16 protein-coding genes are annotated in these 20,102 nt (G+C 65.0%); 7 read left to right on the top strand and 9 right to left on the bottom strand.

The window, feature by feature from the left end:
- Positions 1-16: 16 nt before the first annotated feature.
- The 3 genes from KW832_RS22880 to argS all read right to left on the bottom strand — a co-directional run bounded on the left by KW832_RS22880 (position 17) and on the right by argS (position 3,117).
- Positions 17-673, bottom strand: coding sequence for a thiol:disulfide interchange protein DsbA/DsbL (locus KW832_RS22880; protein WP_218301425.1), 657 nt, complete (start codon positions 671-673; stop codon positions 17-19).
- An 80-nt stretch (positions 674-753) separates the two neighbouring features.
- Positions 754-1,398, bottom strand: coding sequence for an SPOR domain-containing protein (locus KW832_RS22885; RefSeq protein WP_055397987.1), 645 nt, complete (start codon positions 1,396-1,398; stop codon positions 754-756).
- A gap of 9 nt (positions 1,399-1,407) precedes the next feature.
- A complete protein-coding gene (argS, locus tag KW832_RS22890; RefSeq protein WP_218301424.1) occupies positions 1,408-3,117 on the bottom strand; it encodes an arginine--tRNA ligase in 1,710 nt (569 codons plus the stop codon).
- 203 nt (positions 3,118-3,320) lie between these two features.
- Here argS and KW832_RS22895 point away from each other — a divergent pair, with 203 nt between their 5' ends.
- Complete coding sequence (locus KW832_RS22895) at positions 3,321-3,689, top strand: PsiF family protein (RefSeq protein ID WP_055397983.1); 369 nt, start codon at positions 3,321-3,323, stop codon at positions 3,687-3,689.
- Between the two features lie 78 nt (positions 3,690-3,767).
- Here KW832_RS22895 and KW832_RS22900 read toward each other — a convergent pair whose 3' ends face one another.
- Together KW832_RS22900 and KW832_RS22905 are read right to left on the bottom strand one after the other, a co-directional pair.
- Positions 3,768-4,214 (bottom strand): DUF2214 family protein, encoded by a 447-nt coding sequence (locus tag KW832_RS22900; protein ID WP_218301423.1) that lies wholly within the window; start codon positions 4,212-4,214, stop codon positions 3,768-3,770.
- Between the two features lie 203 nt (positions 4,215-4,417).
- Positions 4,418-5,785, bottom strand: coding sequence for a dicarboxylate/amino acid:cation symporter (locus KW832_RS22905; RefSeq protein ID WP_218301422.1), 1,368 nt, complete (start codon positions 5,783-5,785; stop codon positions 4,418-4,420).
- A 230-nt stretch (positions 5,786-6,015) separates the two neighbouring features.
- On the opposite strand from KW832_RS22905, the gene KW832_RS22910 reads away from it, so the two are divergent.
- Entirely contained in the window at positions 6,016-8,688 is a 2,673-nt protein-coding gene (locus KW832_RS22910) for a PAS-domain containing protein (RefSeq protein WP_370628767.1), read from the top strand.
- A gap of 49 nt (positions 8,689-8,737) precedes the next feature.
- Here the strand turns inward: KW832_RS22910 and KW832_RS22915 are convergent, their stop codons facing one another.
- The 4 genes from KW832_RS22915 to KW832_RS22930 all read right to left on the bottom strand — a co-directional run bounded on the left by KW832_RS22915 (position 8,738) and on the right by KW832_RS22930 (position 14,144).
- Positions 8,738-10,261 (bottom strand): nucleotide pyrophosphohydrolase, encoded by a 1,524-nt coding sequence (locus KW832_RS22915; RefSeq protein ID WP_218301421.1) that lies wholly within the window; start codon positions 10,259-10,261, stop codon positions 8,738-8,740.
- 77 nt (positions 10,262-10,338) lie between these two features.
- Entirely contained in the window at positions 10,339-10,986 is a 648-nt protein-coding gene (locus tag KW832_RS22920) for a response regulator transcription factor (protein ID WP_218301420.1), read from the bottom strand.
- A gap of 165 nt (positions 10,987-11,151) precedes the next feature.
- Complete coding sequence (locus KW832_RS22925) at positions 11,152-12,075, bottom strand: LysR family transcriptional regulator (RefSeq protein ID WP_218301419.1); 924 nt, start codon at positions 12,073-12,075, stop codon at positions 11,152-11,154.
- A gap of 143 nt (positions 12,076-12,218) precedes the next feature.
- Positions 12,219-14,144 carry an acyl CoA:acetate/3-ketoacid CoA transferase gene (locus tag KW832_RS22930; protein WP_218301418.1) on the bottom strand — a complete coding sequence of 642 codons (1,926 nt, stop codon included), beginning with the start codon at positions 14,142-14,144 and terminating at the stop codon, positions 12,219-12,221.
- A 283-nt stretch (positions 14,145-14,427) separates the two neighbouring features.
- Here KW832_RS22930 and KW832_RS22935 point away from each other — a divergent pair, with 283 nt between their 5' ends.
- The 5 genes from KW832_RS22935 to KW832_RS22955 all read left to right on the top strand — a co-directional run bounded on the left by KW832_RS22935 (position 14,428) and on the right by KW832_RS22955 (position 19,843).
- The gene (locus KW832_RS22935; protein WP_218301417.1) at positions 14,428-16,638 is read left to right on the top strand and encodes a malate synthase G; all 2,211 of its coding nucleotides are present in this window, start codon (positions 14,428-14,430) and stop codon (positions 16,636-16,638) included.
- Between the two features lie 313 nt (positions 16,639-16,951).
- Positions 16,952-17,215 (top strand): cysteine-rich CWC family protein, encoded by a 264-nt coding sequence (locus KW832_RS22940; RefSeq protein WP_218301416.1) that lies wholly within the window; start codon positions 16,952-16,954, stop codon positions 17,213-17,215.
- A 70-nt stretch (positions 17,216-17,285) separates the two neighbouring features.
- Positions 17,286-17,474: a 4-oxalocrotonate tautomerase gene (locus KW832_RS22945; RefSeq protein WP_010466444.1), complete on the top strand. Its 189-nt coding sequence runs from the start codon at positions 17,286-17,288 to the stop codon at positions 17,472-17,474.
- A gap of 57 nt (positions 17,475-17,531) precedes the next feature.
- The gene (locus tag KW832_RS22950; protein WP_218301415.1) at positions 17,532-18,986 is read left to right on the top strand and encodes a DHA2 family efflux MFS transporter permease subunit; all 1,455 of its coding nucleotides are present in this window, start codon (positions 17,532-17,534) and stop codon (positions 18,984-18,986) included.
- Between the two features lie 89 nt (positions 18,987-19,075).
- The gene (locus KW832_RS22955) at positions 19,076-19,843 is read left to right on the top strand and encodes a class II glutamine amidotransferase (RefSeq protein WP_055397964.1); all 768 of its coding nucleotides are present in this window, start codon (positions 19,076-19,078) and stop codon (positions 19,841-19,843) included.
- The last annotated feature ends 259 nt before the right edge of the window (positions 19,844-20,102 follow it).

Genomic DNA, 20,102 nt, shown 5'->3' on the forward strand with positions numbered 1-20,102 from the left:
GGCCGGGCGAAAACCGTCAGCCTTTGCGGGCCACTGTCGCCAAATGTTCCACCACCTGCAGCACGTTTTGCATGCTGCCCGCCATGGTGCCATCGGTGTAGAACTTGCCCGCCACACCCATCGAGGGCACGCCCTCCACACCGTAGGCGTCCTGCAGTTGCGAAGCACGGCGAACTTGGTTGGACACGCTGAACGAGGTGTAGATTTCCTTGAACTTGGTGGCGTCCACACCCTGTTGGGCCACCCAGGCAAAAATTTCGTCGTCCTTGGCCAGCTTCTGCTTTTCCACATGGATGGCGCGGAACACCTTGGCGTGCAGGGCTTCGAGCTTGCCCATGCCTTCCAGGGCGTAGTACAACTTCTGCTGCGGCACAAAGCTCGCGTTGAAGGCCACGGGCATACGACGGACGGAGAGGTCCTTGGGGGCGGCCTTGACCCAGGCGTCGAGCGCGGGTTCAAAAGCGTTGCAGTGGGGGCAGCTGTACCAGAAGAACTCGATCACATCGACCTTGCCCGCAGGCGCGTCGGGCGCTACCGGCTTGTCCAGCCGCCGGAAGTCCTTGCCCTCCTTGAACTGGCGGGCCTGAGCCAGCGCGGGGGTGGCCACTGGCAACGTCAGGGCGGAAGCGGCAACCGCCGAGGCGGCGGACAAAGAAAACTCACGGCGTTTCATGACAAAGACTCTCCTGTTACAGGTCTGGGGGATGTGAGCCATGCCCCCGCAAAAAGTTCAGCCACCCGAAGCTTGGCGCATCAGCGCTGCACGCGCACCAGCGCCGACTCCAGACCGGCGCCATCGAGCTTCTCCTTGAGCTGCTCGGCGTCGTCGCGTTTGGTGAACGGCCCCACACGCACGCGGAACACCGCCCGGCCATTTTGCTCACGCTCGCTCACGCGGGCCTCCCAGCCCAGCATGGCCAGCTTGGCGCGCTGCGCATCGGCGTCCGCCTGGGTGCGGAAAGCCCCGGCCTGGACAAAGTAGTCGAACGGGTCCAGATTGCCCTTGGCAGCAGCCTTGGCCACGGCCAGATCGCCCAGCGGGTCGGCGCCGGGCTTGGTTTCAGCCTTGGCCTCGGGCTTGCTGGCAGCGGGCTTGGGTGCGGGCGCCGATGCCACAGCCCGCGCATCCGGCGCGGCCGGGGTGGGCGCCGAGGCAGCCACAGCGGGCGGGGCTGCCGGGCGAGCCGGGTTCTTGCCATACAAAGGCGAATTGGGATCCCAGTTCTTGTTCTTCTGGGTCTCGGCGGCGTCCATGTCCACGCCCCGGCCATTGCCCTTGTTGAGGAAGGGCACCGGCACCTTGGTCACGTACACCGCCACAGCCAAGGCAGCGCCCAGGCCCACGATGACCCCAACGATAAAGCCGACGATGGTCCCGCCCGTCTGTTGTTTCTTCATAGTGACTGCTTACATTCTGGCTGGAGCCGACACGCCCAGCACGGCCAGGCCATTGTGCAATACCTGCGCGGTGGCGGCGACCAGCGCCAGGCGAGCCTTCTTCACGGCCTCGTCGTCCACCAGGATGCGCTCGGCGTCGTAGTAGCTGTGGTAGCTGGCGGCAAGGTCGCGCAGGTAGAAGGTCACATCGTGCGGGGCTTCGCCGTCGGCCGCAGCCGTGAGCATTTCGGGGTACTTGGCCAGCTGCAGCATCAGCGCCTGGGCCTGTGGGCCTTCGAGAGCCGACAGATCAACGTCGTGCAGCGAAGCCACGTTGCCACCGCCAGCCTCTTGCCACGCGCGCAGCACCGACTGGATGCGGGCATGCGCGTACTGCACGTAGTACACGGGGTTGTCGTTGTTCTGCGCCACGGCCAGATCCACGTCGAAGGTGTACTCGGTATCGGGCTTGCGGGAGAGCAAGAAGAAACGCACGGCGTCCTTGCTGGTCCATTCGATCAGGTCGCGCAGCGTGACATAGCTGCCTGCGCGCTTGCTGATCTTGACCTCTTCACCGCCCTTGACCACACGCACCATCGTGTGCAGCACATAGTCGGGGTAGCCCTGCGGAATGCCCACGTCGGCCGCTTGCAAGCCCGCGCGCACGCGGGCAATGGTGCCGTGGTGATCCGTGCCCTGGATGTTGACGACCTTCGTGAAGCCACGCTCCCACTTGGCGATGTGGTACGCCACATCGGGCACGAAGTAGGTGAAGGAGCCGTCCTGCTTGCGCATGACGCGGTCCTTGTCGTCGCCGTAGTCCGTGCTTTTCAGCCACAGCGCGCCATCTTGCTCGTAGGTCTTGCCATTGGCGACGAGCTTGTTCACCGTGGCCTCGACGCGGCCGCTGGTGTACAGGCTGGACTCCAGGTAGTACTCGTCAAAGTGCAGGTTGAACGCCTGCAGGTCCTTGTCCTGCTCGTTGCGCAGGTAGGCCACGGCGAACTGGCGGATGTTGTCGTAGTCCTCTACGTCGCCGTTGGCCGTGAACTCGCGGTCGTCGGCCTTCACCGTGGCCTTGGCCTTGAAGGCCTCGGCAATGTCGGCGATGTAGTCACCGTTGTAGAAGTTCTTGGCCAGCGGGTTGTCGCTGTCGGTGGGCCAGCAGTCGTCGCCGGGCTTGAAGCCCTTGGCGCGCAGCTGCGTGCTCTTGGTCAGCGTATCGATCTGCACGCCCGCGTCGTTGTAATAGAACTCGCGGTGCACCTTCCAGCCCTGGGTGCTGAACAGGTTGCAGATGGCATCGCCTAGAGCAGCTTGGCGGCCGTGGCCCACGTGCAGCGGGCCGGTGGGGTTGGCCGAGACAAACTCGACCAGCACGCGCTGGCCGTTGTCGGGTTGATAGCCGAAACGCTCGCCAGCGGCCAGCACCTCGCGCACGATTTCCTGCTTGGCGGCGGGCTTCAAGCGGATGTTCAGAAAGCCCGGTCCGGCGATTTCAATGGCATCCACCCAGCGGGTGAAGGCGGGCGTGGCCTCCAGTGCGGCCTTGAGCTGTTCACCCAAGGCGCGGGGATTGAGCTTGAGCGGCTTGGCCAGTTGCATGGCGGCGGTGCAGGCGAAGTCGCCATGGGCCGCCACCTTGGGGGATTCAAACGCCGCCTTGGCGCCAGCGCCAGGGGACAGGACTTCCAGCTCGGCTGCAAGCGCAGCGAGCAATTCATTTTTGGCTGTGAGCATCGGCGGATTTTACGGGGCCGGGCCGGGGCGCTGACCGAGCATGCCGCCAGCACCGCCAAAGCAGCCCTGCGCAGCCAGTACGCAACAGATCGTAAAGAATCATGGCCTGGCCTGCGGCGTGTCAGCCCCGTCTCCAGGGCATACGTTGTAATCGGGCAATCCGACGCAGGTTGCGTCAGATGCCACACTCTACTGGAGCCCCTATGAACAAGCTTCTCTCCCTGACAGCCCTGAGCCTGGTCCTTTCGTTCGGCGCAGCCCACGCTGCCGACGCCCCTGCCGCCGGAGCCAAGGCCGCCGCCCCGGCCACGGCAGCAACCCCCGCCACGCCGGCAGCGCCTGCGGCATCGGCCGCCGCGCCCACCAAGCAGCAGACCCGCATGGCCACCTGCAATGCGGAAGCGGCGGACAAGAAGGGCGACGAGCGCAAGGCTTTCATGAAGACCTGCCTGAGCAACAAGCCAGAAACCCAGCAAAACAAGATGAAGGCCTGCAACGCCGACGAAAAAGCCAAGACGCTCAAGGGCGACGAGCGCAAGGCCTTCATGAGCGAATGCTTGAAGAACAAATAAGCCCTGCCAAAACAAAGAAAGCCGCTGCCCGTGAGGGCCAGCGGCTTTTTTCTGGGCGGAACGTCTTTCTTGCGACGCCTACCAGCCCCGCGCCCAGAACACCGCGATCACCGCCACCACGGGCAACACGTGGGACTGGATCATCACGAGGCGGCGAACTTTTTTCACCTCCAGCGCGTCAGGCAGTGCCCCCGTGCTGCGCAGCGCATGGCGCCAGCGGCGAAACACCAGCGAAGGCCAGAAGGACAGGAGAATCATGACCAGAATGATGGTGATTTTGATGTGAAACAGCGGCTGCGAGAGATACCACGAAGCCCCCTTGATGCCCCAGAGGACACGGGCCACGCCGCTGGCGATCATCAGCGCCCCCGCCACACCGTAGATCACATCCAGCCGCGCCAGACGCTCGACCACAGCAGCGTTCATCCACTCCATGCGGCACAGCGCCGCCTGGCTCGATAAAAAGACCACAAAGGTCAGGATGGCCACCAGGTGCAGGGCGGCGAGGACGGCTTCGAGGGTCATGGGGGTTTCCTTTGCAAAACCCAGGACCTCAGTGCGCGCTGCTTTTCTGAAACCCGGGTGGCCGCCATTTTGCTTGAGGAATTTCGCGACCGCCGCGCAACGCGGCATGCCGGTATGTGTGCCACCGCATTGCGTCCCCCCAAAAAAAACGGCGCGGACCCGAGGGCCTGCGCCGCTTTGACCGAACACCGGAGCGGACGCGATCAGGCCACCGTGCGGGCCATCGCGCCTGCGGGCACATCCGCAGGCACCACCGGAGCCATGGCAGTGGCCGGGGCGGGCAGGGGATGACCGTTCAGCGCGGCATCCAGGCGCTCATGGTCCAGCGCGTTTTCCCAACGGGATACCACCACGGTGGCCACGGCGTTACCAATAAAGTTGGTCAGCGAGCGGCATTCGCTCATGAAGCGGTCCACACCCAGAATCAGCGCCATGCCGGCAACCGGCACTTCAGGCACCACGGCCAGGGTGGCGGCCAGGGTGATGAAGCCTGCACCGGTCACGCCTGCTGCGCCTTTGGAGCTGAGCATCGCCACCAGAAGCAGCGCCACCTGGTGGCCCAGTGTCAGTTCGGTGTTGGTGGCCTGGGCGATGAACAGCGCGGCCAGCGTCATGTAGATGTTGGTGCCGTCCAGGTTGAACGAGTAGCCCGTGGGCACCACCAGGCCCACCACCGACTTGCTGCAACCGGCCTTTTCCATCTTCTCCATCAGCGAAGGCAGGGCCGATTCGGAGGATGAGGTACCCAGCACCAGCATCAGCTCGGCCTTGAGGTAGCGGCACAGCTTGAACACCGAGAAGCCGCACAGCCGGGCCACAAAGCCCAGGATGACCACAACGAACAGCAGCGAGGTGATGTAGAACGAGCCCACCAGCCAGGCCAGATTGACCAGCGAACCCAGGCCAAACTTGCCGATGGTGAACGCCATGGCGCCGAACGCACCGATGGGCGCGGCCTTCATCACAATGCCCACCACCTTGAACACGGGGGTGGTCAGCGCTTCCAGAAAATGCTGCACCGGACGGCCCGCCTCACCCACCAGGGCCAGGCCCACGCCAAACAGCACGGCCACCAGCAGCACCTGCAGGATGTTGTCGCCCACAAAAGGGCTGACCAGCGTCTTGGGGATGATGTCCATGGCAAAGCCGGTGAGCGTCATCTCGTGCGACTTGGCCACGTAGCTCTTCACGGCCGTCTGGTCCAGATCGGCGACGTTGATGTTCATGCCCGCGCCGGGCTGCACCACATTGGCCACCACCAGGCCGACCACCAGGGCCAGCGTGGAGAAGAACAGGAAATACGCCATGGCCTTGCCAAACACGCGGCCCACGGTGGAGAGCTGTGACATGCCCGCGATGCCGGTGACGATGGTCAAGAAGATCACCGGGGCGATGATCATCTTGACCAGCTTGATGAATGCGTCTCCCAGCGGCTTGAGCGCCTCGCCATAGGCGGGTTCAAAATGCCCGAGCAAGACACCCAGGACGATGGCGAGCACCACCTGGAAATACAGCTGCCGGTAAAAAGGCAGCCGCACGGGGTGGGCTGTGGGGGCGGAAATGGCGTGCATGGAGGTCTCCTGAAATCACGAAGGACTGCACCACCGGGGTGCGTCGAGGGTGCCGTTTGTACCGCCGCACGCTGTTTGAGCCGATAACCTATTGGTATTAGTCAGGGGCACCGCCATAGGGCGCCGCTTGCCCCAATATAGGGAAAACACCTAGCACCTGGCCGGGATGCGGCACACTCGCTCCCCGCAACATCCCAGCCTACGGACCGCGCCAGGAACAAATTTTCCCCATGACGATGACGCCCCGCCTCCGAAAATTCTGGACCCTGCTGATCCTGCTTGGGGGCATGGTGGGCAGCATGTTCATCGCCGGCCAATGGTCCTGGCAGCGTTCACTGCAGGAAGAAAACCGCAGCGTGCAGGGCCAACTGGCGCTCTACGGCCAGGCCCTGGCCCAGCGCATCGACCGCTACCGCACCCTGCCCGAAGTGCTGGCGCTGGATGCACAGCTGCGCAACGCGCTGACCCACCCACTGAGTGCGGCCGATGGGGAGCAGCTCAACCGCAAGCTGGAGCAGGCCAACGGTGCCAGCCAATCCTCCACCCTTACCCTGCTCAACCGCGACGGCCTGGCCGTGGCCGCCAGCAACTGGCGCACGGCCACCAGCAATGTGGGGGTGGACTACAGCTTTCGCCCCTACGTGCAGCAGGCGCTGGCCCAGGGGCGCGGCAGCTTCTATGGCATTGGCGTGACCACGGGTGAGCCGGGCTACTTTCTGTCTCAGGCCATCCACGACGACCATGGCCAGACGCTGGGGCTGGTGGCCATCAAGATCGCGCTGCAGGAGCTGGAACGCGAGTGGCTGCAGACCACCGACATCGTGCTGGCGTCGGACGCGCATGGCGTGGTTTTTTTGGCCAGCCAGGATGCGTGGCGCTACCGCCTGCTGGAGCCACTGGACGATGAGGAACGCCGCGAGCTGAACGCCACCCGGCAGTACGCCGACCAGCCGCTGCGCCCGCTGGAAGTCCGCGTGGTGGAAGCCCTGGACACTGGCGGTCGGCTGGTCAGCGTGCAGGCCCCTGCCCTGCCCGGCCGCGTGCTGTGGCGGACCCAGCCCCTGCCCGGCACCCCGTGGCAGCTGCACCTGCTGCACGAGACACACAGCAGCTTCGCGGACAGCCGCTGGGCCGCTGCGGCAGGCGCGGGCGGCTGGCTGGCGCTGGGCCTGCTCGTGCTGTTTGTGCGCCAGCGCCAGCGCCTGTCCAGCCTGCGCCAGCGCAGCCGCCAGGAGCTGGAGACCGTGTTGCGCCAGCACGCCCTGGAGCTGCGCACCGCGCAGGACGGCATCGTGCAGGCGGCGCAGCAGGCCGCCCAGCAGACCGACACGGGCCTCTCGCGCAGCCTGGAACATCTGCCGCAGGGCGTGGTCATCATCGACGCCGACCTGGACCTGGTGGCCTGGAACTCGCGCTATGTGCAGCTGTTTCGCTTCCCGGCAGACCTGATGCGCGTGGGCCAGCCCATTGCCGACCTGATGCGCCACAACGCGCGCCGGGGCCTGCTGGGGCCCGGCCCGGTGGATGAGGCCATCGAACGGCGGCTGGCCCACCTGCGCAGCGGCACGCCACACCTGCACGAAAGCGCCAAGGACGACGGGACGGTGCTGGAGATCCGGGGTAATCCGCTGCCCGAAGGCGGTTTTGTGACCAGCTACGCCGACATCACCAGCTACAAGAACGCCGCACGCGAGCTGCGATCGCTGGCCGATGCGCTGGAGCAGCGCGTGGCCGACCGCACCCGCGACCTGGACGCCGCGCGGCGCGAGGCCGAGCAGGCCAACCGCTCCAAGACCCGCTTTGTGGCCGCCGCCGTGCACGACCTGCTGCAGCCCCTGAACGCCGCGCGCATGTTCACCTCGCTGCTGCGCAGCCATCTGCCAGGCGACGCCGAACGGCACGCCGTGGACAGCATCGACGGCGCCCTGGCCGCGCAGGACGCCATCCTCAACAGCCTGCTCGACATCTCGCGCATGGAATCGGGCCAGTTCGATGTGCACATCCACGACGTGGCCCTAGGGCCACTCTTGCAGGTGCTGGGCCACAACTTTGGCGTGCTGGCCGAAAGCCAGGGCCTGCAACTGCGCTGCGTGCCCACGCGCGCCGTGGTGCGCACCGACGACAACCTGCTGCGCCGCATCCTGCAGAACTTTGTCTCCAACGCCATCCGCTACAGCCGGCGGGGGCGCATCGTGGTGGGCTGCCGCAGGGTGGGCAATGACCACCTGCGCATCGAAGTGCATGACCAGGGCCCCGGCATCCCCGAGGCTCTGCAGCGTGAAATTTTCGAAGAATTCCGCCGCCTGGACGAAGGCCGCGCCGACGACCGGGGCGCAGGCCTGGGCCTCGCCATCGTCGAACGCCTGGGCCGCCTGCTGGGGCACGACATTGGCCTGCGCTCGCAACTGGGGCGCGGCAGCGTGTTCTGGGTGTGTGTGCCGCTGGGCAACCCCGCCGCCGCGCAGCAGGCTGCGCCCCCCGCCACCACGCAGCAACCCGCCGACGACGCCCCCCTGCAAGGCAGCAGTGCCTGGGTGATTGAGGACGACGGCCCTACCTGCGCCGCCACGCAGGCCCTACTGCAGCGCTGGGGGTGCACGGTGCCGCTAGCCGCTGGCGCGCCCGAGGCCCTGGCCGCAGCCCAACCCGGCCAGGCGCCCCAGCTGGTGCTGCTGGACGTGCACCTGGGCAGCCACCACCATGGCCCCGATGTCTACACGGAGCTGTGCCAGCGCTGGGGCCAGGCCCCCGCCGTGATCCTGGTCACCGCCGAACGTGACGCCACCCTGCGCCGCCAGGCCGCCGAACGCGGCTGGGGCTTTCTGGCCAAGCCGGTGCGCGCACCCGCGCTGCGGGCGCTGGTGAGCCAGACGCTGCTGAGGTTGCAGCAAGGTACGCCTTAATGCTGCATTTTTAATAGCCTTAAGCGCTTGATGGACAAGCGCCGCGCACCTATTTCAATGTCAAGTAGGTAATCCCTTTGCCATCCGATGCGGTGGCCACATCCTTGCGCGCCTCCAGCAAGCTCAGCACACGCTGCGCCATGGCTACCGGGTCTTCTGCCCGCGCGGCGTGGGTCTGGATGTGCTTGAGCAAGCCAGAGCGTTGCCGAGGCTTGTTCTTGGACATCTTCAGAAGGCTAACCAGCACCGCCCGCGCCACCTGGGCTGCGGTGGGTGGTTGCGTAGCCTTTGCAGAAGTCTTGCCAGCGGCCGGGACGAGTGCCTTGGGTGGGGCTGAAGCGGCGGATTTCTTAGGCACTGGCGGTTGTGCGGGCGCTTTGGAAGTGGATGCTTTCTTTGCAGTCCCCGCCTTTGAAGGAGCAGTCTTAGCGGCGGAGGTTTTCGCCACAGGCTGGGCCGCCGCCACGGGCGGATAGGACACCGCCTCGCCCTTGACCACCACCCGCTTTCGAGCTTGCAACTGGGCCAAGGCGTGCGATGTGCGCGGCGACCGGGCACTGGACTCGCCCAACCAGCTTTGCAGCAGCACCAACAACGCATCCTTCTGCACGGGGCGGTGGGGTGAAGCCAGCCCATCCAGTTGGGCCAGCAGTTGCTGCATGTCCGCCCGCGTGGCCTGGGTGCGGACCGGTGCAGCTTTTGCAGTCGGAGGCCGTCGTGCTAAAGCTTTTGCTGTGGTCTTGACCGTCGCCTCCACCGCATGGGTTGCCGCCGATGGAGGCTCTGGCTGCGGCAAGAGCGCGGACTTCTGCGCTATGGATGCGGTGGGCGGCGTCGGCATCCTGCGAAACCCACACCGCTGCGCATGAAACCCCAACTCCCGCGCATGCTCCAACATGGGTTCATAACCCTGGTCGTTGGATACGACCACAAACGTGCCCTCCGGCTGACGGGCCGAGATGTATCCAACGTAGTAAGCCAGTTGAAAATCCAGCGCGTTCCTGCCCGCCCCCGTTCTCGGAACCTGCGTCACCTGCTCTGCCCCGTAAGCCTGTTGGTGCCCCGCAGGATCCACCGTCTGATGTGGGCCATGGAACAGCCACACATCCGTGCCTTGCGGCACCAGCGCCTTGAGTTCATCGCCCTTGGGCTGCACGTTTTCCCAATCAACGAGCAGGTGCACTCTGGGGGTCGCAGGGGTTGTGGGGGCGCATACGCCGGCCACGACGGCAGCGGGTATGGGAGGCTCCAGTTCCGGGTGCTTGGGTGGATGTTCTAGCGTCTTTGCACGCAGAGTGTGCTCCACGGCTTCTGGAAGGTCCACCCCTGCGTGGTCTGCCAGTTGCAACAGGCAAAGCAGCACGTCGGCAATCCCATGGGCCACGCGCTCTTTGTGGGCGGGATCGCGCACAACACCCCGCGATTCGCTCAGCGTCGTCCACTGGAACATCTCCAGCAGCCCAGCCGACTCCACCGTCAGCGCCATGGCCAGGTTCTTGGGTGTGTGGCGAGACTGCCAATCCCGGGCTGCGGCAAAACTGCGCAGCCTGGCTTGCAGCGCTGGGTAATCCATTCCCTCACTCCTCTCTTCATAGCTGCTTGCGCTTATCTAATATGCGCTAGAGCCTATTTTTCTCAAAAACCACCCCATCAATCCGGCTCCACCCCTTCCGCCTCCAGGCTCTTGACCAGCACCGCCGCCTGCGTGCGGCTGTAGCACGCGAGCTTTTTCAGGATGGCGGTGACATGCACCTTCACCGTGTTCTCGGCCAGGCCCAGCGCGCTCGCAATCTGCTTGTTGAGCAGGCCGTCGGCCAGGCACAGCAGCACGCGGAACTGCTGGGGCGTGAGCTGCGCGAGCCGCGCGGCCAGTTCGGCGTCGGCCTCGGAGCGCTCGGCCGCCATGGGCGGGAACCAGCTGCCGCCGTCCAGCACGGCCTGGATGGCGTCGCCCATGGCGTCGGCAGGCGCGGACTTGGGGATGAAGCCTGCCGCGCCAAACTGCTGGGCGCGGCGGATGACGCGGGGGTGGTCGTTGGACGAAATGATGACCACGGGCAGCTCGGGGTATTCGCCGCGCACATGCAGCAGGGCCGAGAAGCCGCGCGTGCCGGGCATGCTCAGGTCCAGCAGCACGAGTTCGATCTCCGGGTGCTCCTGCAGCATCTGGCCCAGGGTGGCAGCGCTGGCGGCCTCCAGCGTGCGGAACTGCGGCAGACGCCCCTGCAGCACATGCAGCACGGCAGCACGGAACAGGGGGTGGTCGTCAGCAACGAGGAGCGTGGGCGCGGTGGACATGGAGTGCGCAGTCTGCCACGGGGAGCCGTCACCCTGCACCACAGGTCGCCCGACAGCCAGCCACCGAGTGGGGCGCGGCCCGGCGAACGCCACCGTGGAGCCGGCTTTGCCGGGCCACCGGAGGCGTCCCCCTCAGGGGGATGGCGCGCAGCGCCTCAGGGGGAGTCATTCCCCTTTCCAGAACGCGGGCTGCGCGTACTGGTGCTTCAGGAAGTCGATCCACAGCCGCACGCGCAGCGGCAGGTGTTTGCGCTGGGGGAACACCACGTAGATGCCATTGGGCGGGGCGGCAAAGTCCTCCAGTACCGCCACCAGTCGGCCGGCGGCGATCTCGGCCTCGACCTCCCAGGTGCTGCGCCAGGCGATGCCCCAGCCGCCCAGGCACCAGTCGTGCAGCACCTGGCCGTCGGAGCAGTCGAGCGGCCCGCCGGGCTTGAGGTGCATGACCTCGGTGGAGCCATCGGCGTGCGGCACTCTGAACGCCCAGCCACGCGTCTGCGAGGCGTCGCTGGAGAGCGTGAGGCAGTCGTGCTGCACCAGCTCGGCCGGGGCGCTCGGGGTGCCGCGCCGGGCCAGGTATTCGGGTGTGGCCACGCACAGGCGGCGGTTGTCGGCAATGCGCACGCTCACCAGCGACGAATCGGGCAAATCGCCCACGCGCACGGCGCAGTCAAAGCCTTCGCCCGCCAGGTCCACCACGCGGTCACTGAGGTTGAGAGAGATGGTCACATCGGGGTGCGCCGAGCGGAAACGCGGCACCAGCGGCGCCACATGGCGGCGGCCAAAACCAGCCGGGGCGGTGATACGCAAATGGCCTGTGGCCTTGACGCCGCCTTCGGACACGCTGGCCTCGGCATTGGCCACGTCGGACAGCAGGCGCTGGCAGTCTTCCAGGAACGCGCTGCCCTCGTGCGTGAGGCTGATGCGGCGGGTGGTGCGCACCAAGAGCTTCACGCCCAGGTGCTCTTCGAGCGCATCCAGCCGACGGCCCATGATGGCGGGCGCCACGCCCTCGGCCTTGGCGGCTGCAGTGAGGCTGCCGCGCGTGGCCACCGATACAAAGGATTCGAAGGCCTTGAGTTTGTCCATGGGCGGTGATTATGGAGACATCTACGCGGGGGCCTGCACCCGGCCGCTGCAGCGCGGCGTCGCCCAGTGACTGAAAAATCTGAAGCAAAAACAGGCTCTTGCGCACGACCACATTGCCTTGATAGCTATTATTAATATAGCAATCAAGTCAATCGGGACTTGAGAAACCCCACGGTGCCGTAGCGCTTGACCTCCGCGTAGTGGTCGCGCGTGAGGCCCTGCACCATGGCGGTGTAGGCATCCGCCAGGTCGGGCGCGATGGTGAAGTGGTCGTAGTTCACGATCACGCCCACGCGCTCGCCCTGTGCGGCGAGCGGGGCGAGCAGGCCGCGCACCTCCTGCTCGATGGCGTCGATGGTGCTGGCGGTGTTGATCTGCAGGCCCGAGAAGTCGATGTGCAGCAGTTGGCGTGCGGCGTCCAGCTCAAAGCGCTGCACCAGCGGGCGGTTGAGCAACTGCTCGCGCAAGCCCAGCGGGCCGGGCTCGAACAGGCGCATATCCATGGTCTGCAAACCAGGGCTGATGCGCGGCGTGAAGGACATGTGGGCGAGCACGTCGCGGTACAGGTCGATGCCGGGCGCCAGCTCGATCAGCTCCAGCGCGCCGCTGCCCTCCGCATCGCCCGAGGGCACGAGGCGGAACACGCAGCGCTCCGTCACATACAGCACTCGCTGGCCGCGCCGCAGGGCTTCGGCGCCGCTGAAGGTGCGGTGCTCCACCTCGCGAACGAACTTGCGTGCGCCCCCTTCGTGCAGGATGTGCAGGTGGCCGTCCACCGCTTCGACCTGCAGCGCGCCTGCCGTGAAGGTGCCGACAAACACCACGGTCTTAGCGTTCTGGCTGATGTTGATGAAGCCACCCGCACCCGCCAGGCGCGGCCCGAACTTGCTCACGTTGAGGTTGCCGTGCTGGTCGGCCTGCGCGAGGCCCAGGATGGCGATGTCGAGACCACCGCCGTCGTAGAAGTCGAACTGGTTGGGTTGGTCGATGATGGCCTGCGGGTTCACGGCCGCGCCAAAGTTCAGGCCACCCGCCGGGATGCCGCCGATCACGCCGGGCTCGGCCGTGAGCGTGACGAGGTCGATGATGCGCTCCTCGGCCGCCACATTGGCCACGCCCTCGGGCATGCCTATCCCCAGGTTCACCACCTGGTGCGGGCGCAGCTCCAGCGCCGCGCGGCGGGCGATGATCTTGCGCTCGGTGAGTGGCATCGCCTCCAGGGTGTCCACGGGCACACGCAGCTCGCCCGCAAACGCTGCGCTGTAGGGCTCGGCAAAGGTCTGGTGGTGGTGCGCGGGCTCGGTGGCCAGCACCACGGCGTCGACCAGGACGCCCGGCACCTTGACCTGGCGGGGGTTGAGCGACCCACGCTCGGCGATGCGCTCGACCTGCGCAATGACCACGCCGCCCGAGTTGCGCGCGGCCATGGCAATCGCCAGCGCTTCGAGCGTGAGCGCCTCGCGCTCCATGGTGAGGTTGCCGTCGGCGTCGGCTGTGGTCGCGCGGATGATGCCCACATGGATCGGGAAGGCCTTGTAGAACAGGTAGTCCTGCCCGTCGATGGGCAGCACGCGCACCAGGTCTTCGGTGGTGCGCGCGTTGAGCTTGCCGCCGCCGCGGCGCGGGTCCACAAAGGTATCGAGACCCACGCGCGTGAGCGTGCCGGGCTTGCCCGCAGCGATGTCGCGGAACAAATGCGTGATCACGCCCTGGGGCAGGTTCCAGGCCTCGATCTGGTTGTCCACAGCCAGCTTCTGGATGCGCGGCACCAGGCCCCAGTGCCCACCGATCACGCGCTTGAGCAGACCCGCGTGGCCCAGGTGGTTGAGGCCACGCTGCTTGCCATCGCCCTGCCCTGCGGCGTAGACCAGCGTGAGGTCGCGCGGGGTTTGCGTGGACTCCCAGCGCTGGGCCAGCGCCACGGCGATGCTCTCGGCAAAGCCGATACCCACAAAGCCGCCCGTGGCCACGGTATCGCCGTCGTGGATGAGCTGCACCGCATCGGCGGCGCTGACGATCTTGTTCTTGTAGGCAGCGTTCAGCGCGCCAGCGGCCAAGGGTGCCTGCATGGATTTGTCTCCCGGTGGGGTTATTTTTATGAGCCAGGTCACGGCCTCGCAATAGGTTGCGGGGCCGCCCTGGCTCTTCGCGCAGCGTAGTGCTTAACCGGCCGGTGCGCCATTCCGTGCAACTACGGAATGTCGCCAGTTTTGCGTAAAAGTCACTGGTTTCGAGCTTTTCAGCGTATTTATGTGGGCAAAAATTTGCAATACAGTCTGTCCATGGCCTTCTCGCCAAGGTCCGACATTTCTTTGATCCACGTTTCAACAACTCAACTCTTTAGGCACCCTCATGACCGACCGCACCGCAATCCACGGCCTGCAAGTGGCCACCTCCCTGTACCGCTTTGTCGAAGACAAGGTGCTGCCCGGCACGGGTGTTGATGCCGCCGCCTTCTGGAAGGGCTTTGACGCCATCGTGTCGGACCTGGCCCCGCGCAACATCGCCCTGCTGGCCGAGCGCGACCGGCTGCAGACCGAGCTCGATACCTGGCACAAGGCCAATCCCGGCCCCATCCAAAACATGGTGGCCTACCGCAGCTTTCTTGAAAAGATCGGCTACCTGGTGCCCCAGCCCGTTGACGTGCGCGCCACCACCGCCAACGTGGACGACGAGCTGGCCACGCAGGCGGGCCCGCAGCTGGTGGTGCCCATCCTGAACGCCCGCTATGCGCTGAACGCCGCCAACGCCCGCTGGGGCAGCCTGTATGACGCGCTGTATGGCACGGACGCCATCAGCGAAGAAGGCGGCGCCGAGAAGGGCAAGGGCTATAACCCCGTGCGCGGCGCCAAGGTGATTGCGTTTGCGCGCCAGGTGCTGGACGACACGGCGCCGCTGGCTGCTGGCTCCCACAAGGATTCGACGGGCTACAAGGTGGAAGGCGGCCAGCTGGTCGTGTCACTGGCCAATGGCAGCACCACGGGCCTCAAGGACGCATCGCAGTTCAAGGGCTACCAGGGGAGCGCAGCAGCGCCTTCATCGGTGCTGCTGCAGCACAACGGCCTGCACCTGGATATCCAGATCGACCGGTCTACCCCCATCGGCCAGAGCGACGCTGCGGGCGTGAGCGACCTGGTGCTGGAAGCGGCCCTCTCCACCATCCTGGACCTGGAAGACTCCGTGGCCGCCGTGGACGCCGAAGACAAGGTGCTGGGCTACAGCAACTGGCTGGGCATCATCCAGGCGACGCTGACCGAGCAGGTCGCCAAGGGCGGCAAGACCTTCACGCGCGGGCTGAACCCTGACCGTGTTTACACGGCCCCCCAAGGCGGAGAAGTGCGCCTGCATGGCCGCTCGCTCATGTTCCTGCGCAATGTGGGCCACCTGATGACCAACCCGGCCATCCTGTGGACCGACGCGCAGGGCACGCAGCGCGAGATCCCCGAAGGCATCATGGATGCAGTGGTCACAACGGCTATCGCATTGCACGACCTGCAAGGCCATGGCGCCAACGGAATTCGCAACTCCCGTAAGGGCAGCGTCTATATCGTCAAGCCCAAGATGCACGGCCCCGCCGAAGTAGGCTTTGCCGCTGAACTCTTCGGCCGTGTCGAGAAGCTGCTGGGCCTGCCCGACAGCACCGTCAAGCTCGGCATCATGGACGAAGAGCGCCGCACGTCCGTCAACCTCAAGGCCTGCATCGCTGCCGCATCGAGCCGCGTGGCGTTCATCAACACCGGCTTCCTGGACCGCACGGGCGACGAGATGCACACCGCCATGCACGCAGGCCCCATGGTGCGCAAGGGCGACATGAAGACTAGCGTCTGGATCCAGTCGTACGAGAGAAACAACGTGCTGGTGGGCCTGTCATGTGGGCTGCGCGGCAAGGCGCAGATCGGCAAGGGCATGTGGGCCATGCCCGACCTGATGGCCGAGATGCTCAAGCAGAAGATCGCCCACCCCAAGGCCGGTGCCAACACCGCCTGGGTGCCCAGCCCCACGGGCGCCACGCTGCACGCGCTGCATTACCACCAGGTGAAGGTGAGCGACATTCAGATCGAGCTGGAAAAGACCGACGTGAATGCCGAGCGCGACAACCTGCTGACCGGCCTGCTGACCATCCCCGTCACCGCCAACCCGAACTGGACAGACGCTGAAAAGCAGCAGGAGCTGGACAACAACGCACAGGGCATCCTGGGCTACGTGGTTCGCTGGGTGGATCAGGGCGTGGGCTGCTCCAAGGTGCCCGACATCCACAACGTGGGCCTGATGGAAGACCGCGCCACGCTGCGCATCAGCAGCCAGCACATGGCCAACTGGCTGCTGCACGGCGTGGTGACGCATGCCCAGGTGAAGGAGACCTTCGAGCGCATGGCCGCCGTGGTCGATGGCCAAAACGCGGGCGACCCGCTGTACCAGCCGATGGCGGGCCACTTTGACACCAGCTACGCCTACCGTGCAGCGCTGGACCTGGTGCTCAAGGGCGAAGAGCAGCCGAGCGGCTACACCGAGCCGCTGCTGCACGCCTGGCGCCTGAGGCTGAAGGCGGCGCAGGCCGCCTGAGCAGCAGGCGGTGGCGCGCGCGTGGGCATCGCGCGCGCTTCAATGGGGCGGCCGCTCCGTTTTTGATAGCTGCTTGCGCTTGATAGTAAAGCGCTAGCAGCTATTTTTGTTTAAAGTCTTCTTTCAACCCATCTCAACCTCGCTGCGCACAAACCAAAGTTGGTTTACGAACGTGCGACAGGTCGAGGGAATCGGCCCATGGCAGAGGGTTCAACCAGCTTCGCTCCGCAGCGGGGTATGTGCTTGCGCCGTACACTGCACCTCGGCACGCCCACCCCCGTGGCGGGCCACCCGAGTGCAAGCCGAATCCGCCATGACTTCCCCTTCGCCCAGCGCTAGTAGCGCTACCGATGCGCCCACCGCATCCGTCTGCCCCCTGTGCGGGCAGCCAAACCTCTGCGCGATTGCCGCCGGACAGCCAGCCGAGAGTTGCTGGTGCATGGCCCCCGGGTCCGTTGCCCCCGAGGCGCTGGTCGCGCTGCGGCCCGAACAACGGGGCAAGACCTGTATCTGCCCGGCCTGCGGATCACGCGGGAGGCCGCCCTCTCCGTCGTCGCCGCCGCTTGCACCGTCGTAGCAGCCCGCGTCGATATGATTTCGCCTTTGTTTTTTGTTTGTGCAACCACCCCTACTGCAAGGAAGCTGAAATGCCCACGTACCACGTCGAAATGATGGAAGGCCGCACGGTCGAACAAAAGAAGAAGCTGGTGGAGGAAATCACCCGCGTTTCCGTTGAAATCCTGGGCGGCTCGCCCGAGTCGGTGGACATTCTCATCACCGATATCAAGCGCGAAAACTGGGCCACGGGCGGCAAGCTCTGGTCCGAGCGCACCTGAGCGGCTCTTAGCGTTTTCGCCCTCGCACTGTTTCAGAAATTTGACGCACGCGACGCCATGACCCAAGCAGGCTCGCTGTCCGTTTTGCGGGAGCGCTACGGAGAGCGCTACCGCTGGTTGGTGCTGCTGTCGGTCATGGTGGGAACGATGGCGTCGATCATGTCGTCCACCATCGTGAACGTGGCCATCCCCGACATGAGCCACTATTTCACATTGGGCCAGGAACGCGCGCAGTGGGTCACCTCGGGCTTCATGGTGGCCACCACAGTCTCGATGCTCACCACGCCCTGGCTGCTGTCGCGCTACGGGTACCGCGCCACCTACGTGGGCGCCATGTTGCTGCTGCTGGCGGGTGGCATTGGCGGCGGACTCGCCCAGGATTTCGGCCTGGTGCTGGTCGCCCGGGTGGCGGAGGGCCTGGCGGCAGGCGTTGTTCAACCGATCCCGGCCGTCATCATTCTTTACGCCTTCAAACCCCATGAGCAGGGCCGCGCCAGCGGTATCTTCGGCATGGGCGTTGTACTGGCACCCGCCATCGGGCCCAGCATCGGCGGCTTGCTGGTGGACTGGTTTGGCTGGCGCTCGATTTTTTTCATGGTGGTGCCGCTTTGCCTTGCGTCCATCTGGTTGGCTTACAGGTTTGTGCCCGTCACCGCCCCCGGCGGCGTCGAGGCCAACCGCCAAGGTGAGGCGCTGGACTGGCGCGGGCTCCTGCTGGGCACTGTGGGTACGCTGTGCTTGCTCAATGGCTTGGTGTCTCTGCATGGCGGCTCCGTGGCCGAAGCACTTGGCCTGCTGTCGGGCGCGGTGGTGGCTGTCGGGTGTTTCATCACCTGGCAGCGCAAGTTGCTGCGCATGGGCCGCAAGCCGCTGATGGATCTGCGCCTGTTTCAGTACCGCCAGTTCGCCATGGGCAGCGTGGTGGCATTCATCTACGGTACGGCCTTGTTCGGGTCCACCTATCTGCTGCCAGTGTTCATGCAGTTGGGGTTGGACTTGTCGGCATCACATGTGGGTACGCTCATGCTGCCAGCAGGATTTGTCCTTGCCATCACCATCGCGGTGGTGGGCCGGCTTGCCGACCGCCAGCCCACCCATTTTCTGGTCAGCATCGGACTGAGCTTGCTGGCGCTTTCGTTTGGACTCATGGTGTTTGTGGGCTTAGGCTCTTCATTGTGGATGCTGGTGGCGTTTGCAATTTTGGGCCGCATTGGTCTCGGCTTCATCCTGCCCTCGTTGAACCTCGGGGCCATGCGGCCTCTGGACAAATCACTTATCTCGCAGGGCTCCAGCACCATCGGCTTCTTGCGCATGCTGGGCGGGGCAGCCGGCGTCAGCCTGTGTGGCATCGTCCTGGAGTGGCGATTGAGCGCCCATGGCGCCTCGCTGGTCGCGGGCGCCAGCGGCCCGGCCCGTATCACTGCCTTCGGCGAAACCTTTTTGATGCTGACCTTGTTGTGCCTGCTGGCGTTAGTAGCCGCCTGGCAACTGCGGGAAGCCAAGCCCCGTTAAACGGGCCACCTATCGCCATCGCCTTCGCTGGACCGCATCGGGCATGATCTGGCTGCACCGCCAAGACTTCAGAGAAACGGAATCTCCCCATGTGCCAACTGCTCGGCATGAATTGCAATGTTCCCACCGACGTGACCTTCAGCTTCACGGGATTTGCGCAACGGGGAGGAAAGACGGATCACCACAGCGATGGATGGGGCATCGCCTTTTTTGAAGACAAAGGCCTACGGCATTTTGTAGACCATCAGGCAGCGGTGGAATCCCCGGTGGCAGAGCTGATCCGCCGATACCCGATCAAAAGCAAAAACGTCATCGCCCACATCCGCAAGGCGACCCAGGGCGTTGTCAGCCTTCAAAACTGCCACCCCTTCGTGCGTGAACTCTGGGGACGCTATTGGGTTTTTGCCCACAACGGCGATTTGAAGGATTTCCGCCCCCGCCTCCACTCGCATTTCCGCCCGGTGGGCGACACCGACAGCGAACATGCTTTTTGCTGGATCATGCAGGAGTTGGCAAAGTCCCATGCCAGTGTGCCGTCCGTCCCGGAACTGACTTTGACGCTGAAAGAGCTGGCCGCACGGATCAGCCCCCACGGCACCTTCAATTTCTTGCTCTCGAATGGTCAGGCGCTATGGTCCCATGCGACTACCAGCTTGTACTACCTAGAGCGCCGGTATCCGTTTGGACAGGCGCAACTGAGTGATGAAGACGTCAGCCTCGACTTTTCCCGGGAAACCAATGAAAAAGACGAAGTGGCCGTGATTGTGACGAGCCCGCTGACGACCAATGAAACCTGGACAGCGTTTGGTAAAAGCGAATTGCTGGTGTTTTGCGAAGGCAGAAGACTGGACGTCTAAGCACTAGCGCTGTGCGCGCGATGCGATCCAAGGGGCTTGTCTCGGGCGGGAGCCTTTGGCCGTGTAGCTTCAGTGTCCAGAGAGTCGGCATGCAACGCTCTCGAAGCCATCCTCCATTGCATTAGCGTCACGCCCAAAGCAAAAAACCCCAGTCTTTATGAGACTGGGGTTTTCTGGGCTGTAAGAGCCTGACGATGACCTACTTTCACACGGGAACCCGCACTATCATCGGCGCAAAGTCGTTTCACTGTCCTGTTCG

The organism is Acidovorax sp. sif0632 (genome assembly GCF_019218805.1).
GTDB lineage: Bacteria > Pseudomonadota > Gammaproteobacteria > Burkholderiales > Burkholderiaceae_C > Acidovorax > Acidovorax facilis.

Bases quoted from the DNA above. Each gene is read 5' to 3' on its own strand.
- argS (WP_218301424.1), bottom strand. From the start codon at position 3,117: ATGCTCACAGCCAAAAATGAATTGCTCGCTGCGCTTGCAGCCGAGCTG.
- KW832_RS22915 (WP_218301421.1), bottom strand. From the start codon at position 10,261: ATGGATTACCCAGCGCTGCAAGCCAGGCTGCGCAGTTTTGCCGCAGCC.
- KW832_RS22910 (WP_370628767.1), top strand. From the start codon at position 6,016: ATGACGATGACGCCCCGCCTCCGAAAATTCTGGACCCTGCTGATCCTG.
- KW832_RS22955 (WP_055397964.1), top strand. From the start codon at position 19,076: ATGTGCCAACTGCTCGGCATGAATTGCAATGTTCCCACCGACGTGACC.
- KW832_RS22940 (WP_218301416.1), top strand. From the start codon at position 16,952: ATGACTTCCCCTTCGCCCAGCGCTAGTAGCGCTACCGATGCGCCCACC.
- KW832_RS22930 (WP_218301418.1), bottom strand. From the start codon at position 14,144: ATGCAGGCACCCTTGGCCGCTGGCGCGCTGAACGCTGCCTACAAGAAC.
- KW832_RS22885 (WP_055397987.1), bottom strand. From the start codon at position 1,398: ATGAAGAAACAACAGACGGGCGGGACCATCGTCGGCTTTATCGTTGGG.
- KW832_RS22925 (WP_218301419.1), bottom strand. From the start codon at position 12,075: ATGGACAAACTCAAGGCCTTCGAATCCTTTGTATCGGTGGCCACGCGC.
- KW832_RS22880 (WP_218301425.1), bottom strand. From the start codon at position 673: ATGAAACGCCGTGAGTTTTCTTTGTCCGCCGCCTCGGCGGTTGCCGCT.
- KW832_RS22895 (WP_055397983.1), top strand. From the start codon at position 3,321: ATGAACAAGCTTCTCTCCCTGACAGCCCTGAGCCTGGTCCTTTCGTTC.
- KW832_RS22950 (WP_218301415.1), top strand. From the start codon at position 17,532: ATGACCCAAGCAGGCTCGCTGTCCGTTTTGCGGGAGCGCTACGGAGAG.
- KW832_RS22920 (WP_218301420.1), bottom strand. From the start codon at position 10,986: ATGTCCACCGCGCCCACGCTCCTCGTTGCTGACGACCACCCCCTGTTC.
- KW832_RS22945 (WP_010466444.1), top strand. From the start codon at position 17,286: ATGCCCACGTACCACGTCGAAATGATGGAAGGCCGCACGGTCGAACAA.
- KW832_RS22905 (WP_218301422.1), bottom strand. From the start codon at position 5,785: ATGCACGCCATTTCCGCCCCCACAGCCCACCCCGTGCGGCTGCCTTTT.
- KW832_RS22900 (WP_218301423.1), bottom strand. From the start codon at position 4,214: ATGACCCTCGAAGCCGTCCTCGCCGCCCTGCACCTGGTGGCCATCCTG.
- KW832_RS22935 (WP_218301417.1), top strand. From the start codon at position 14,428: ATGACCGACCGCACCGCAATCCACGGCCTGCAAGTGGCCACCTCCCTG.